General features: G+C 32.5%; 16 protein-coding genes. 10 read left to right on the forward strand and 6 right to left on the reverse strand.

Annotated features, from left to right (window positions below; translation table 11 throughout):
• Window positions 1-160: 160 nt before the first annotated feature.
• Together BN1075_RS02420 and BN1075_RS02425 are read left to right on the forward strand one after the other, a co-directional pair.
• On the forward strand, window positions 161-316 hold the full coding sequence (locus BN1075_RS02420; RefSeq protein WP_040191445.1) for a zinc-ribbon domain-containing protein: 156 nt from the start codon (window positions 161-163) through the stop codon (window positions 314-316).
• Window positions 317-523: 207 nt separating this feature from the next.
• Window positions 524-1,225: a YoaK family protein gene (locus BN1075_RS02425; protein WP_040191451.1), complete on the forward strand. Its 702-nt coding sequence runs from the start codon at window positions 524-526 to the stop codon at window positions 1,223-1,225.
• Window positions 1,226-1,459: 234 nt separating this feature from the next.
• Here BN1075_RS02425 and BN1075_RS02430 read toward each other — a convergent pair whose 3' ends face one another.
• Window positions 1,460-1,690, reverse strand: coding sequence for a LexA family protein (locus BN1075_RS02430; RefSeq protein ID WP_040191452.1), 231 nt, complete (start codon window positions 1,688-1,690; stop codon window positions 1,460-1,462).
• A 218-nt stretch (window positions 1,691-1,908) separates the two neighbouring features.
• On the opposite strand from BN1075_RS02430, the gene BN1075_RS02435 reads away from it, so the two are divergent.
• The 7 genes from BN1075_RS02435 (at window position 1,909) to BN1075_RS02465 (ending at window position 8,741) form a co-directional block, all read left to right on the forward strand.
• Window positions 1,909-2,580, forward strand: coding sequence for a manganese catalase family protein (locus tag BN1075_RS02435; RefSeq protein ID WP_040191453.1), 672 nt, complete (start codon window positions 1,909-1,911; stop codon window positions 2,578-2,580).
• 272 nt (window positions 2,581-2,852) lie between these two features.
• On the forward strand, window positions 2,853-3,971 hold the full coding sequence (locus tag BN1075_RS02440) for an ABC transporter substrate-binding protein (RefSeq protein WP_040191454.1): 1,119 nt from the start codon (window positions 2,853-2,855) through the stop codon (window positions 3,969-3,971).
• Between the two features lie 150 nt (window positions 3,972-4,121).
• A complete protein-coding gene (locus BN1075_RS02445; protein ID WP_040191455.1) occupies window positions 4,122-4,970 on the forward strand; it encodes an alkaline phosphatase family protein in 849 nt (282 codons plus the stop codon).
• Complete coding sequence (locus BN1075_RS02450) at window positions 4,951-5,796, forward strand: ABC transporter permease (RefSeq protein ID WP_328286179.1); 846 nt, start codon at window positions 4,951-4,953, stop codon at window positions 5,794-5,796. The genes BN1075_RS02445 and BN1075_RS02450 overlap by 20 nt, the downstream gene beginning before the upstream one ends.
• A gap of 4 nt (window positions 5,797-5,800) precedes the next feature.
• Window positions 5,801-6,625 (forward strand): ABC transporter permease, encoded by an 825-nt coding sequence (locus BN1075_RS02455; protein WP_042386844.1) that lies wholly within the window; start codon window positions 5,801-5,803, stop codon window positions 6,623-6,625.
• A 185-nt stretch (window positions 6,626-6,810) separates the two neighbouring features.
• Complete coding sequence (locus BN1075_RS02460; protein WP_040191456.1) at window positions 6,811-7,833, forward strand: ABC transporter ATP-binding protein; 1,023 nt, start codon at window positions 6,811-6,813, stop codon at window positions 7,831-7,833.
• 95 nt (window positions 7,834-7,928) lie between these two features.
• A complete protein-coding gene (locus tag BN1075_RS02465) occupies window positions 7,929-8,741 on the forward strand; it encodes a histidinol-phosphatase HisJ family protein (RefSeq protein WP_052406350.1) in 813 nt (270 codons plus the stop codon).
• A 133-nt stretch (window positions 8,742-8,874) separates the two neighbouring features.
• Here the strand turns inward: BN1075_RS02465 and BN1075_RS02470 are convergent, their stop codons facing one another.
• Both BN1075_RS02470 and BN1075_RS02475 read right to left on the reverse strand, forming a co-directional pair.
• A complete protein-coding gene (locus BN1075_RS02470) occupies window positions 8,875-9,642 on the reverse strand; it encodes a DeoR/GlpR family DNA-binding transcription regulator (RefSeq protein ID WP_040191459.1) in 768 nt (255 codons plus the stop codon).
• 134 nt (window positions 9,643-9,776) lie between these two features.
• Window positions 9,777-10,646 (reverse strand): radical SAM protein, encoded by an 870-nt coding sequence (locus BN1075_RS02475; protein WP_040191460.1) that lies wholly within the window; start codon window positions 10,644-10,646, stop codon window positions 9,777-9,779.
• A gap of 310 nt (window positions 10,647-10,956) precedes the next feature.
• On the opposite strand from BN1075_RS02475, the gene rbr reads away from it, so the two are divergent.
• On the forward strand, window positions 10,957-11,544 hold the full coding sequence (gene rbr, locus BN1075_RS02480; protein ID WP_040191462.1) for a rubrerythrin: 588 nt from the start codon (window positions 10,957-10,959) through the stop codon (window positions 11,542-11,544).
• 160 nt (window positions 11,545-11,704) lie between these two features.
• On the opposite strand, the gene BN1075_RS21860 is transcribed toward rbr, so the two are convergent.
• The 3 genes from BN1075_RS21860 to BN1075_RS02495 form a co-directional block, all read right to left on the reverse strand.
• A complete protein-coding gene (locus BN1075_RS21860; protein ID WP_197072258.1) occupies window positions 11,705-12,448 on the reverse strand; it encodes a sensor histidine kinase in 744 nt (247 codons plus the stop codon).
• Between the two features lie 610 nt (window positions 12,449-13,058).
• Window positions 13,059-13,781, reverse strand: coding sequence for a LytR/AlgR family response regulator transcription factor (locus BN1075_RS02490; RefSeq protein ID WP_040191464.1), 723 nt, complete (start codon window positions 13,779-13,781; stop codon window positions 13,059-13,061).
• Window positions 13,782-14,187: 406 nt separating this feature from the next.
• The gene (locus tag BN1075_RS02495) at window positions 14,188-14,550 is read right to left on the reverse strand and encodes a hypothetical protein (protein ID WP_040191465.1); all 363 of its coding nucleotides are present in this window, start codon (window positions 14,548-14,550) and stop codon (window positions 14,188-14,190) included.
• Window positions 14,551-14,827 lie beyond the last annotated feature (277 nt).

Here is a 14,827-nt window from a genome sequence, read left to right on the forward strand (position 1 = left end):
TAGAAAAAGTGTTGCATCTTGGTGAAATACGTGTTATTATAAATGAGTAGCAAAGATGCTAACAAATAAATTAAAGAATTAAGTTCAATTAGATAAATAGTTTCTCGTGAATTAGAAAATATTATATCCAGTTTAGATCTTAAGTTCAGGAGGAATTATTATGACAGATAAAACAATAACATGTAGAGATTGCGGAAGCGAGTTTGTATTTACAGTAGGAGAGCAAGAGTTCTATAAAGAAAAAGGATTCGATAACGAGCCTACAAGATGTGCAGATTGCAGAAGAGCAAGAAAACAACAAAATAATAGAAGATAATTTTAGAATTTATAGCCTGTAGTGAGAACTGCAGGCTTTTTTTATGTTTTCATAAAATATTTATTAAGAGAGGATCTAATTGAGATATCTATAGGTAACAGTAGCAAATAAGAGTTAACAATGTAAGTTTTAGACAAAGGGGATTACATAATCTGTATCATTTTTTCATTTAAGGGTATTCTAAAATAAAAATGGAATGGTGAAGAAATGTTTTCAAAGATATTTAAATACAACAGCTTGGCAGAATCCTTACTTACAGCTTTAATAATGGCCTTAGTTGGAGGCTTATTGGATATATACACCTATTTGTGTAGGGGAAAGGTCTTTGCTAACACTCAAACGGGGAATCTGGTACTCCTTGGACATAATATAGCAGAGGGAAATCTTAAAAAAGTTGTTTATTATGCTTTTCCAATTGTGTTTTTTATGCTAGGAGTAGCTGTGGCAGAGCTACTGGAGCATCAATGGAAGGGGAGAAATTATATAAGATGGGAGCAAGCTGCTATAATAATTGAAATTGTAATTTTGCTTCTGGTAATGGTGATTCCCTTAGGAACTTATAATTTGTTTGCTAATATTCTTGTATCCTATAGTTGTGGGTTACAGGTTCAGACCTTTCGAAAGGTAAATAAGCTAAGCTATTCCTCTACTATGTTTACAGGAAATGTAAAAAATGCTGCTGAAAGGCTTTCTAATTTTGCAATAACAAAAGAGGTTGAGGCTTTAGAAAGTGCCATAGTGTATTTTAGTATTATTTTTATGTTTATTTGTGGAGGCGTAGTAGGTGATTTACTAATCAGATATTTTGAGGGGAAAGCAGTAGGCTTTGCACCTTTAATGCTTATTTTAGTATTTATTATGCTTCACAGAGAGAAAGTAAAGTCTTCCATTTCAACAATGGGACGTTGATTAGTTATAACTTTATATATTAAAGTTAATTTGAATTTTCCATAATTTTTATAAAGTTTATAGCCTTATGGGTCCGACTTTAGGATTGGAAAGATCCGTAATATGTAAAATCAGAGAGGATAATAAATATTTCATGTTAAAAGCTTTAAGGCTATGGTTAATCATTTAGGAATTTCAAGGTTTGTAGTTGTTTAAACATTAAAATGTTTTAGGAAGGAGCGTATGCTCCTCTTTTTATTTATCTTTAGGTCTTTCAAGGACCTGAATGCCCCTTGGCACTGCTTTAAAGATCTTTATGTAGCCTAGTCTTTCTAAGGAGTGTAAATGTTGATGTACAGTGGAAGTGGATTTTATATTAACCTTATCGCCAATTTCTCTTACGGAAGGGGGAAATCCATATTCATCTCTGTATTCTACTATAAAGTTATAGATTTCCTCTTTTCTTTTAGTAAATGTTAAAGCCATAAAAATCACTCCTGTAATACATATTTGTTAAATAATTATACACGAACTGATGTTCAGAAGCAATGGGAACATGGTAAATTTTGTTGTGTTTAATAGCTAAATTCACTGATTAATTCTAGGTTGAATAATAAAGGTTGCTTTAGACCGTATTTTTAAATGAAATTAAGTTTATACTAAATTAGGAGTAAATAACGTATAAAACAAAGGAGGAATTATTGGTGTTTAAACATGAGAAAAAATTATTACATGAGGTTAAGGTTGAAAAGCCAAATCCACAATATGCAGTATTAATGCAAGAACAATTAGGTGGAGGTAACGGTGAATGTAAGGCTGCAATGCAGTATATGTCACAAAGTTTTAGAATCAAGAATCAAGAGATTAAAGACCTATTCTTAGATATTGCTGCAGAAGAGTTAAGCCATATGGAAATGGTTGCACAAACTATTAACTTATTGAATGGTCATGATGTAAATAATTCAGCAGTTACTAGTGGTGAGATTCAAACCCATGTGCAATGTGGTTTATCTCCAGTATTAATTAATTCTTCAGGGGCTCCATGGACCGCAGATTATGTAACTGTTACTGGAGACTTAGTTGCAGACTTGCTATCTAATATAGCATCAGAACAAAGAGCAAAGGTTGTTTATGAATATCTGTACAGACAAATTGATGATAAGGAAGTAAGAGCTACAATAGATTTCTTATTAAACAGAGAAGAAGCACATAATGCGTTGTTTAGAGAGGCTTTAAATAAGGTTCAGAACTCAGGCTCTAATAAGGATTTTGGAGTTACTGAAGATTCAAAAATATACTTTGATTTATCTTCACCTGGACCTGATCATGAGGCACCTAACCCAACACCAGTGTCTTTTGAAAATCCTAGAAAATAATAGTTAAGTATATATACATAATTAGTTTCAAATAAGAAGTAATCTTCTAATAAATGAGAAGGTTACTTCTTATTTATTATGAAAATACAACATAAAAATAATAAAAAGCCACATTAAAACCACAAAATTTAAAATAAAGCTTTGTTTTAACCTCAAGTTTTTACATGTGCTTAATACTCTCTTAACAATGGAAATTTATAATCTTACTTGTAAACAGAAAATACTGAAATTTAAGGGTCATAAATTAATTAGATTTAAGGAGAGATTATTGTATGAAGAAAAATTCTATTAAAGTACTATTATCACTTGCTATGGTTACAGTTATGGGAATGAGCTTTGTGGGATGTGGAAACAAAAACGTTGCTGGAGGAAAGGTTGACCTTGATTTAAACAGCATGTCAGTGGAAGACATCATGGCTAAAGCAAAAGAGGACGGAGTTGTTAACTCCGCAGGAATGCCTGATTCTTGGGCAAACTGGATTGAGACTTGGAAAGAGATAGAAGAAACTTATGGAATTAAACATTCAGACGTTGATATGAGTTCTGCAGAGGAACTTGCACTATTTGAAGCAGAAAAGGATAATGCCACAAAGGATATTGGTGATGTTGGAATGACCTTTGGTCCTATCGCAGAGGAAAAAGGACTTACAATACCATATAAGACAAGCTATTGGGATGACATTCCAGATTGGGCAAAGGACGATGATGGTGACTGGGTTGTTGGATATTACGGAACAATTTCCATATTAACAAACACTAATAATGTTGAGAAGGCGCCAAGATCCTTCGAGGATCTTTTAAATGGAGATTACATTGTTTCTGTGGGAGATGTTACAAAAGCTAGCCAAGCTCAAAATGCTGTGTTGGCAACAGCTATTGCCTTCGGTGGAGATGAGTCAAACCTACAGCCAGCCTATGACTTCTACAAGAAGCTAGCTGAAGAGGGCAGACTTGATAAGGGAGAGCTAAATCTTTCAAGATTAGAAAAAGGTGAGGTTGATGTTGCTCTTTTATGGGACTTTAATGCTTTAGGATATAAAGATCAAATAACTTCAAACAATCCAAAGATGAACTTTGAAGTTCATATACCAAAGGAAGCTTCAATAAGTGCAGGATATGCAACTATTATCAATGCTTATGCAAAGCAGCCTTATGCAGCAGCTCTTTCAAGAGAGTACATTTTAAGTGATGAAGGTCAAATTAATCTTGCAAAAGGTTTTGCAAAGCCAATCCGTGAAAATGTTGTGTTACCAGAAGAGGTAAAGGCTAAGATGATCGATAACTCAGAGTATGCTAATATAAGAACTGTACAAGATACAAAGGCTTGGGAAGAGTCTACTAAAAACATCGGTAGTGACTGGCAGGAAAATGTTCTGTTCTATGCAAAATAGAAGGTTTAATAGAAAATATTTAGTTTCATAAATTAAGTATTCACATAGATAATCATATAGGAGATATATAAAATATAGAAATAAAAGATATTGATTAAACAGCATAAGGGATTATTATCAACTCCTTGTGCTATAAAAGGAGACGTGTAAATGAGTAAAACTATATTTGTGCTGTTAGATGGCTGTACCTATGAGGGCGCGAAGGAGAATTTAGGGTACTTAGAGCATCTGATTGAAAGTGAAAAAGGAATAAAGCTTAAGATAAAGGGAGAGCTGCCATCCATGTCAAGGCCAATGTATGAAACTCTTTTTACAGGTCTTCCAGCTTCGGAACATCTCATTGTGAATAACACTGTTAGAAGAAGGTCAAAGGAGGAGAATATTTTCTCCTTATGTAAGGAAATGGGGATGAAAACTGCAGCAGCAGCTTATCACTGGGTTAGTGAGTTATATAACCTAGGGCCCCACAATTCCCTTGAGCACAGGATTCAGCTAAACACAGACAGGAATATTGGCAGCGGAATCTTTTATCATGTGGACCATTACCCTGACAGTCATTTGTTTGCAGATGGAGAATTTTTAAGAAATTACTGTGACCCAGAGTTTTTACTGATACATTCCATGAATATTGATGATGCCGGACATAAGTTTGGAAGTCACAGTGATAAATACGCAGATGCAATAGCAACTGCAGACATTATCCTTAGCAACTATTTACCAAAGTGGCTTGCAGAGGGCTATAACGTCATTGTTACTTCAGACCATGGCATGAATGAGAAGAAGCTCCATGGTGGGAACACAGAAATTCAAAGGCTTGTACCTTTATATATGTTTACAACTGAGAGTCATAAAATTAAAAAAGGTGAGTTCACAGACTGTGAGATTTCACAGCTTTATGTTGCACCTTTAATCTGCAGATTGCTTGGAATGAGCAAATCAAAAAAAATGAAGAGCCTTGAAGAAGTTGGAGGATATATTTTTGAAGAAGATAAAATTTAAATCATACTTATTTGCTTTAATCCCCTTTTTAATACTTGTTTTACTATTTGAATTATTACCTTTGGCTTCAGTGGTTACAAAAAGCTTTTTATCTGATAGCGGAGCTGGGTTTACATTAGAAAACTATATAAATGTTGCGGTGAAGCCTTTTTACAGACAGGCCATAATTAACAGTATAGTAATTTCAGTGGTGTCAGCTTTGGTGGGAATCTTTGTTGCCTTCATTGGTGCAAAGGCGGTTCATGGAACTGAATCAAACCTAAAGCGTGTTTTCATGGCTATACTTAACATGACTTCAAACTTTGCAGGGGTGCCCCTTGCCTTTGCGTTTATCATCCTTTTAGGGAAGACAGGAGTTCTTGTTATTTTAGCTAAGGCCTTTGGAATAGAGAGTATTGCTAATTTTGATTTATATTCTAATCAAGGATTAACTCTAATATATATCTACTTCCAAATTCCTTTGGCAACCCTATTATTAATACCATCCTTCAATGCTCTGAGAGAGGAGTATAGGGAGGCCGCAAAGCTGTTAAAGGCAAACAGCTTTCAATACTGGAGATATGTGGGCTTACCAATTTTAATGCCAAGCCTTCTGTCTACCTTCAGCGTTCTATTTGCAAACTCTTTAGTTGCCTTTGCCACAGCTTATGCTCTGTTATCTGGAAATGCATCACTGCTTCCAATAAGAATTTCAGAGATGTTTGTGGGAGACCTTACTCAAAGAGTTGGACTTGGATCAGCTTTATCGGTGATTTTATTACTTCTGATGGCTTTAGCCTTCTGGATAAACAATATTGTGACTAGCAAATTAAGAAAGGATGTTTAAGCTAATGAAAGAAAAGAAAAAGATAAGAATTGGAGCTCCAAGTATTATAGTTCTAATAAGCTTATATTTAATATTACCTTTAGTCCTAACATTCTTTTACTCCATCTTCACAGAGTGGAATAACATATTACCAAAGGGCTTTACTTTAAAATACTATGTACAGCTGTTTTCTGATGGGGTGTTTATTCAATCCTTAGGCAGAACACTTTTAATTAGTATTCTGCCAATTTTAATTACTGGTGCCATAATTCTTTTGGCTATGTATGTTATTGTGGTTCATAATCCTAAGCTTGAAAAATACATTCAGCTTTTATGTATGATACCTTATGCACTTCAGGGAATTATCCTTTCAACTAGTATAATTTCCTTGTACGTAGGTTCAGGTTCCATTCTTTCTAATAGAATTCTGCTCCTTACTGGGGCTTATTGCATCATAACCCTGCCTTACATGTATCAGGGAATCAGAAACAGCTTAACAGGAGTGGATGCCATAAGTCTTATTGAAGCGGCACAGGTTCTTGGAGTTTCAAAGCTCTATGCTTTCTTTAGAATTATAGTACCAAACATTCTTCCTGGGATTACAGTTTCAGCCATGCTTTCTATGGCAATGATCTTTGGTGACTTTGCCATTGTAAATACTTTAGCAGGAAGTCATTATGGAACTGCTCAGGTTTATCTTCAAAAGAAATTATTCCAGTCAGGGCAGCTTTCCAGTGCAACCATCATGGTATTATTCTTATGCACCTTAGGTATTTCTTTACTAGTATTCTTAATTAAGAAGAAGGAAGCTCCTTCTCATATTCATTCGAAGGAGTGCTCTGATAGGTAAGTTCGAGTGACTAAATCAAAGATTTAGATTCTCACTTAACTTCCATTGTCCAAATCAAAGATATGGATGTTCACTTAAAAAACAAAAGTGAGGTTGTTGAGTTGGAAGAGGAATAAGTGATTTAAGTGACAGTATAAATTAAGGGTTAAAAATTATTTCTACAGAAGGAAAATAGGAGGCAAGCTATGTCATATATAGAGTTTAAAGGAATATCAAAGTTTTACGGTGAGAATGAAGTTTTAAAAAATATGGAGCTTAGTATAAACAAGGGAGAGCTTATAACTCTTCTTGGTCCATCAGGCTGTGGAAAGAGTACTCTTTTAAGATGCTTATCAGGACTTGAGGAAGCAACAAAAGGAACTATTCTGCTTGATGGAAAGGATATTACCCACCTTGAGGCAGCAAAGAGACAGATGGGAATGGTGTTTCAAAAGTACAGCCTTTTCCCGAACATGACGGTTAAAGAGAATATCGGCTTTGGTCTTAAGGTTATGAAGGTGGACAAAAAGGAGATTGAAGAGAAAACTAAGAAGATGATAGAAATAGTTGGGCTTGAGGGTAAAGAGAATCAGTACCCAAGACAGTTATCTGGTGGACAGCAGCAGAGAGTTGCTTTAGCCAGAGCCATCATTACACAGCCAAAGGTTTTACTTCTGGATGAACCTTTAAGTGCCATTGATGCTCTTCTTAGAAAAAAGCTTCAAGCTCAAATAAGAAGAATTGTTAAGGAGCTGGGCATCACAACAATCTTTGTTACCCATGACCAAGATGAAGCCATGGTAATGTCTGATAGAGTATACTTATTTAACAATGGTAAGATTGAGCAGTTCGGAACTCCAGTGGAAATGTATACCCATCCTAAGACTTACTTTGCAGCAAGATTTATGGGGAACTACAATATTGTTGAAGGTCAGGACTTTAATAAATTAACGAATAATAACTTTAAATCTAAGTTTATTGCCATAAGACCAGAGGTAATTGAAATTTCAACGGAGAAGCCTTCAAATGAGGAGCGTCAGGTGGTGACCTTTAAAACTAAGGTTACGGATAGCATCTCCCATGGAAATGTATTAAGATATACCCTTGAAGCAGATAATGGAATGAAGCTTAAGGGTGAGGTTTTATTTAGAAGTTTTAGATTATATGATATTGGACAAGAATTATATGTTACAATAGAGAAGAAAAACTGCTTAGAGATTGATGAGTAGTAAAGATATATAAATTAGATAACCAAAGAAAAGAAATAAGTTAAATAGGACAAGAACATTGAGTGTGACATTTTTTAAGGAAAAGGAGAATGGATTTGAATAATTACATATTTGATAGTCACGTTCATTCAAATAATTCCTTTGATGCCAAAGACAGCGTTAAGGAGCTTTGTGAATGGGCTGTTAAAAATGAAATTCAGGGCTTTTGTATTACGGACCACTTGGACATTAATGATTGTGATGAAGTCATGGAAAGAAGCATCATTAAGTCTCATGAGGAAACCAGAGAGGCCAGTGAAATTTATGGAGATAAGCTTAAATTAAGGGTTGGCATTGAGCTGGGGCAGCCTCTTCAAAACCAGCAGTTATCTGAAAGAATTTTAAGGGGGTTTCCTTGCGACTTTATTATAGGGTCAATGCATAATGTAAAGGGAGAGAAGGACTTTTACTTTATGGGTAAGCCTGATTTTCAGCATAGACTTGAGGAATTACTGACAAAGTATTATGAAGAATATTATGAAATGGTAAAGTGGGGAAAGTTCGATGTTATCGGGCATATAACCTATCCTCTTAGATATATTGAAGGCAACTTTAATATTAAGGTGGATATGAGTAAATATAATGAGATTATATTTGAAATGCTTAAAGTTGCGGTGGATAAAAGTGTGGGGATTGAGATAAATGTATCGGGCTTCAGACAGCCTTACGGAAAACAGTTTCCAGATTTTAATCACATCAAGGAATATAAGGAGCTTGGCGGGGAGATAGTTACTATTGGTAGTGATTCACACAATAGATTCAGCCTTGGACAGCACTTCAAAGAGGGCAAGGAGCTGCTGTTGGAAGCTGGATTAAACCACTACTGTGAATTTGAAAATAGAAAACCAAAGATGATTAGCATATTATAAAAAAAGATTAATATGTAATGAAGAAGTCAACAGAGGATTAGTTGTTGTAATAAACAAATGGGATTAGATTATTATAAAAGAAAGGGATAAATGAGAAGTTCTCATTTATCCCTTTTATGTATTTTAAAAGCTTTTACTTTACATGAATCCACTGAGTATTTGGAGCAGTTTCTTTAAGTTCCTTTGGACAAGGCTTTGAAGTGATTATGGTATTAACCATAGAAGTCTCTCCAATATTATAGAAGCTGCTGGTTTTTAATTTACTGCTATCCATTAAGAGATAGGTCTTCATTGATTTATTAATATATTCCTTAGTCAGTAAAGCCTCACGCATATTATGATAGGATAAGCCTTTAGAAACATCAAAGCCATCACAGGAGATGAAGGCCTTTGTGATATTTAGAGTTTTTAGCATGGAAATGCATAGCTCTCCATAGGAAGCCATGGAATTTTCATTGAACTCTCCACCAAGGAAGATGATTTTTCCTTTAAGATGATTCAGATTATATTGGGACAATGCCGTTATAACAGGTAAGGAATTAGTCACAATAAAAATATCCTTGTTATAAATATAATCAACCAGCTGAAGCACTGTGGTTCCAGTATCAAGGGCAATTATATCACCATCCTCAATAAAGGAGGCTGCAGTTTTAGCAAGCTGCTTTTTCTCAAGAATATTATCTGTTATACGTTTCTTAAAGAAATAGTCTGTGGAGGACATATTACTTTTTATGGCACCACCATGGATTTTCTTAATTTCACCAGTGATACATAGAATATCTAAGTCTCTGCGAATAGTCTCCATGGATACATTTAAAAGCTGTGAGAGTTTAGATACTTCCACACTTCCGTTAATATCAAGGATCTCTTCAATTTTACGTCTTCGCTCATTTGATTTCATAGCAGTCCTCCCAAATAATAGGATATTTATTTAATCATTTCATGACAAATTATCTTTCGGTATTAATAATTTTATTTTAACAGAATTGAAGTAAAAGATATAGATGAATGTGAAGTAATGTTAACCTCTATAAGCTAAAAAAGTCTAAAATTATCAGCATTGGCAAATAGCTCATCCTTTTTCAGAATTTCTTCAATGTATTGTAGAAGTTCTTCTTTTTCATCACCTAAGACAGCTCCTAGAGATACATAATTAGAGGCATGATTGCTTCTAAAAACACAATTTGATAAATCTAAATTTTTGATTAAGAGATGCGCTTCTTCTAAAACCTCTTTAGCAGATAACAGCGTTAATCTGCCATTAATTACGTCTTGATTAATTAGTCTGTTTTCCACCCTTAAAGTTAATAAGCCCAAATAATCAGGGTCAATTTCATTTATTACCTTAGCTGAATTTATAGCATGTTCAGTCCATTTTTCTTTTCCACCTAAACCACTTATAAGGGTACAAGATATTTTAATGTCCGCGTCCTTGATTCTTTTACCAGCTTCAATTAATTGTGAGGATGAAGCACCTTTATTAACAGCAGCAAGAATTGTGTCATCTCCACTTTCAAGACCTAAATAAACCATGTATAAACCATGTTCCTTTAATAAAGATAATTCTTCTGGACTTTTTAGTAAAATAGATTTAGGACTTGCATAAACTGTGATTCTTTTACACTCTGGAAATAGTGAATTTATTTCATCTAATATTAAAATTAATCTATTTGTTGGTATTATTAACGCATCCCCATCAGCAAGAAATATTTTTTCAATATAACTATATCTAGCCCTGGCTGAGCGCAAATCCTCAAAAACTTCATCTATATTTCTCATTCTAAATTTTTTATCTTTATACATTTCACAAAATGTACATTTATTATGAGAGCAGCCTATTGTTGCTTGAATAATTAAACTTCTCCCTTCGCTTGGTGGTCTATATACTGTGCCTTCGTATCTCATTTTAACTCCCCCTTGTGCTTAAATATGTGCAGATACTTACTTATCATTTTATATAAATTTATTGAAAAATTCAAATATTGCTTCAAGTTTTAATGTGCGTAGTGAGATGGTGAGAGGCTGGTTACTTAGAAATTATTATTATTTATTGATGAGGATATTCAACGTGAATATTAAGTAATATTTCACTTAATATTGACCAAAAGATACAAGTTACAACATTTAAATAGCAGTTCACAACAAATAAATACAAACCTTAAAAAATAATAATATAATTATAATATAAAGTAAATAACTAAGGAGGTTTAATTCAGTGAAAGGTTTAAAAGGAACAAAAACAGCAGAAAATTTAATGAAGTCATTTGCTGGAGAGAGCCAAGTTAGAGCTAGGTATACTTTTTATTCCAGTATGGCTAAGAAGGAAGGCTATGTTCAAATTTCTAACATATTTATGGAAATAGCAGAGCAGGAGAAAGAGCATGCTAAGATGTTTTATAAGTTTTTGAAAAATGACTTTGAAGATGAGGCAATAGAAATAACTACAGCATATACCGTAGCCTTACATGAAGATACCCTTTCAAATTTAAAGAAAGCTGCCATTGGCGAAAAGGAAGAATGGATTGATCTATATCTTGATTTTGCAAGTATAGCAAGAGTGGAAGGCTTTGAAGAAATTGCAGTTACTTTTGAGGAAATCTCAGAGGTTGAAAGAAGACATGGAGCCAGATACTCTAAACTAGCTAAAAATATTAAAGAAAATACTGTATTCAAAAAACATAAGCCTGTGTTATGGAAATGTTTGAACTGTGGTTATATCTATGAAGGTTCAGAAGCTCCTGTTAGTTGCCCAGCCTGTGCACATCCCCAAGGTTATTTTGAAGTATTTATTGAAAATTATTAAAAAGAGTCCCCCTCTTTATAAAAAACATCCTCAAGAATATTGAATATATGGTAAATTCAAAGTTCCAGGTATCCTTCATAGAAAGATACCTGGAATTTTGGCGTCCCCTTTATAATAAAAGTTAAGAGAAATTTTTATGTTTTATTGAATTAAGTCACCTTTAAGCCTCATTTAAAGGGATGGAAAAGAACACTTCAAACTTATTAGAATTAGACTTGAAGACGATATTTCCATTATATTTATTGATACTGTTTTTTACACTTAGAATACCAATACCATGAGTATATTTATTTTGTTTTGTAGTTTTTATTAAACCATTACTATTAAATATGGCTTTTTTATTTGTGGAATTAATAATTTTCACTACTAAATTGTTATTAACAATCTTTCCAGTGATAGATATATATTTTTTTATGGAAGGATTAGTAATAGCACAGCAAGATTCTATTGAGTTTTTTAGCAAATTACCAAAAATAACTGTTAAAGCTGTATTGTTGATATCTATACTTTCAGGGAAGGCAACATCGTGGATAAATTCAATATTTTTCTTTGAGCATTGAACAAGTGTATATTGTAGCACTGCATCAACTATTTTATTGTCGCATATTCTACGTTTTTTTAGGGTGAACAAATCTTTTTCAATTTCTTTTATATATTCTTGAGCTTCCTCAAATTTGTTATTTTCAAGGAGTACTTCTATGGCTAGTATATGATGCTTTGTATCATGTACAACTATTTTCGATTTGTTTAAGTATTCTTCAAAGGCTTCATAGTGATGAAGCTGAATATTTAATTGGTTTTCTAAAGTATCTAAATAAGATTTAATAGTGTACTTATCAGATAAAATTTTTGAAATAATAATAAGCAAAATAATAATGACAAAGGAAAGTGGTAGTATAAACATCAGGATCATGTGAAGCTTATCTACAGAATTGTATTTCGAAAAAACACAATACACATAAAGTAATGAATTATATATAATAAAATTTAATACGCTAAAAATTAGAAGAAATTTATTTTTCTTCAGAGTTTTATAATAAATATCAAGGTATAAATTTATATAAAAGTAGAGATAAAAAAATAAGACAATACTAAAAGTTATTTGCAATAAATTATAAAATTTAGCAATAAAATTAACCATTGGCACAAGACAGAAAAAGTCTATGCTTAAAAAATACAATATGTAATAGGCAACACTGGTTGATAGTATGGAAATCAAGAAAAACTGTATTGTTATAACTATAATTATTGATTTAAGGGGAGCAGATCCTTCAAAAATTAAATTATAGAGTATAAGCATGGCTATGGTAATTATATAAAAACTAATGAAGTTATTAAATTTCAGGTAGCTAGTCCCAATAAACAGAATAAAGCTAATTGATATAACTAGGAAATAAGAAGCAACTTTATCTATTTTGTATTGCAATTTATTACCTAAGATAATATTTGAAAATATTATCAATATGAGGAAAGTTGGAAATAGTTTTATTAATCTATGTAAATCCATCATACTCTTAAATTACACTTTCCATGAGATAATCAGAAAATAGTTTTTTCACCTCTGTGTAATGTATCCTGCTAACAGGTGCTGTTACTTCATTTAAAAATTCCACTTCTGTTCTGGAAACTGCTTTAACATTATTCAAGTTAATTAGGTAGCTTCGGTGACATCTTACAAAGTTAAATTCCTTAAGTTCCATTTTTAAATCTTCCAGTTTTTTATAAAACCTGATATTTTCTAAATTATCTTCAACAACCGTATTTATATGTACGGTTCTGTTTGTAACTTCAAAATAGTTAACGTTACTTAAGTTAATTTTATATACTTGGTGATTATGAGTTAGAGTAAAAAAAGCTTCTTTATTATATTTTTCCATGTTTTTAATAATATTTCTTATTTTATCATCTTTAGCAGGCTTTAAAAGGTAGTTAAGGGCATGTACATCATAACCTGTAAGAGCATACTCTATGGTACTCGTTAAGAATACAATAGCAACATCCTTATTAAAGGTTCTAATTTCTTTGGCTGTATCTATTCCATTTAAGGTTGGCATTAAAATATCTAAGAAAATCAAGTCATATATTTTTTCAGTAGATTTAACTGCACTTATTAAATCCTCTCCACATTTAAAGGTATCAATATATAAATCTATTTCATCCTGAAAAGAGATTTTATCAAGGGTTTGTATTATGTCATTTATAAATATTTTTTCATCATCACATATAGCGATATTCATTTTATGTCCTCCTAAACGTTTACACAATTTATACTACATGGAGATTATAACTTGTAGCACTAAATAATACAAATATACCCTTTATATTAATATATTTACAATATTTATTCAACATTTTACAATATTTTTTTAGTATATATCCACCTAGGTGTATTGTAATGAACTTAGAGGGAGTTGAAAAAACAAAAATATAAATAAAAATTATATAATAAAAAATAGATGCAAAGATAGGCAAGATGTTAGCAACTAATATAGATAAATAAGTGAAGTTTGGTATATTTCTAATTTCAATTCTAATATTTAAGAAGATGTAGAATTGAAATTAGAAATATATTCATGTGTTACGAGTGAGGTTTTTATTTATTTCAAGCATTGAATGGGTGGGATAATATAAAAGTAGTATACTTTAGTATTTATCAATTGCTTCCAAAACTAAGGCTTTGCAAGTATTCATGGCATCAATAATCTTCTTAAAGCGGGTATAGGTGCTGTGGCCGTCCTTAAACTTCTTAATTCCATTTTCAGATTTGCTGATGATAGAGGTGATTTTAGGAAGGGCATTAGCTAGGTCTTCCTTTGAATAGACTTCAGTAATATCTTCACCCTCCAACAAGGCTTTTGAGATGTATAGAGCTTTTATTCTATTTTTAAGCAGGCTGTGCTGTGAGGTTCCTTCCTCAAATTTTGGTTGCATTTTTTCACAGTTTTTAATTGTTGAAGTTACCACTTGAAGGACCTGCTTCAGTTCTTGAGTTGAGTTTTTTTCCATGATTTTTTCTTCCTCCTTGTGTTGTTTAAGGTTTTGATATGATTATCTAAAATACATATCAGGCAGGTTTAAGCGGTTATATTAGAAATCTTGCATCACTTATTATACTTTGTGGTGGAAATAAATGATAGTGTTTAACAAGGATAATCAGGCTAACATATCTTCAGTGGAGTAATAAAAAAGGAAATTCAATCTGAAAATCATAGATATGGAGATAATTTCACTTCCGTCAAATGATAAATGTGGAAGTAAATAATTTAAATTAGTGGTAAAAGTG

The organism is Clostridium culturomicium (genome assembly GCF_000821305.1).
Taxonomy (GTDB): Bacteria; Bacillota; Clostridia; order Clostridiales; family Clostridiaceae; genus Clostridium_J; species Clostridium_J culturomicium.

Coding starts and splice junctions, on each gene's coding strand:
- BN1075_RS02420 (WP_040191445.1), top strand. CDS start 161: ATGACAGATAAAACAATAACATGTAGAGATTGCGGAAGCGAGTTTGTA.
- BN1075_RS02425 (WP_040191451.1), top strand. CDS start 524: ATGTTTTCAAAGATATTTAAATACAACAGCTTGGCAGAATCCTTACTT.
- BN1075_RS02430 (WP_040191452.1), bottom strand. CDS start 1,690: ATGGCTTTAACATTTACTAAAAGAAAAGAGGAAATCTATAACTTTATA.
- BN1075_RS02440 (WP_040191454.1), top strand. CDS start 2,853: ATGAAGAAAAATTCTATTAAAGTACTATTATCACTTGCTATGGTTACA.
- BN1075_RS02445 (WP_040191455.1), top strand. CDS start 4,122: ATGAGTAAAACTATATTTGTGCTGTTAGATGGCTGTACCTATGAGGGC.
- BN1075_RS02455 (WP_042386844.1), top strand. CDS start 5,801: ATGAAAGAAAAGAAAAAGATAAGAATTGGAGCTCCAAGTATTATAGTT.
- BN1075_RS02460 (WP_040191456.1), top strand. CDS start 6,811: ATGTCATATATAGAGTTTAAAGGAATATCAAAGTTTTACGGTGAGAAT.
- BN1075_RS02470 (WP_040191459.1), bottom strand. CDS start 9,642: ATGAAATCAAATGAGCGAAGACGTAAAATTGAAGAGATCCTTGATATT.
- BN1075_RS02475 (WP_040191460.1), bottom strand. CDS start 10,646: ATGAGATACGAAGGCACAGTATATAGACCACCAAGCGAAGGGAGAAGT.
- BN1075_RS21860 (WP_197072258.1), bottom strand. CDS start 12,448: ATGTTTATACTACCACTTTCCTTTGTCATTATTATTTTGCTTATTATT.
- BN1075_RS02490 (WP_040191464.1), bottom strand. CDS start 13,781: ATGAATATCGCTATATGTGATGATGAAAAAATATTTATAAATGACATA.
- BN1075_RS02495 (WP_040191465.1), bottom strand. CDS start 14,550: ATGGAAAAAAACTCAACTCAAGAACTGAAGCAGGTCCTTCAAGTGGTA.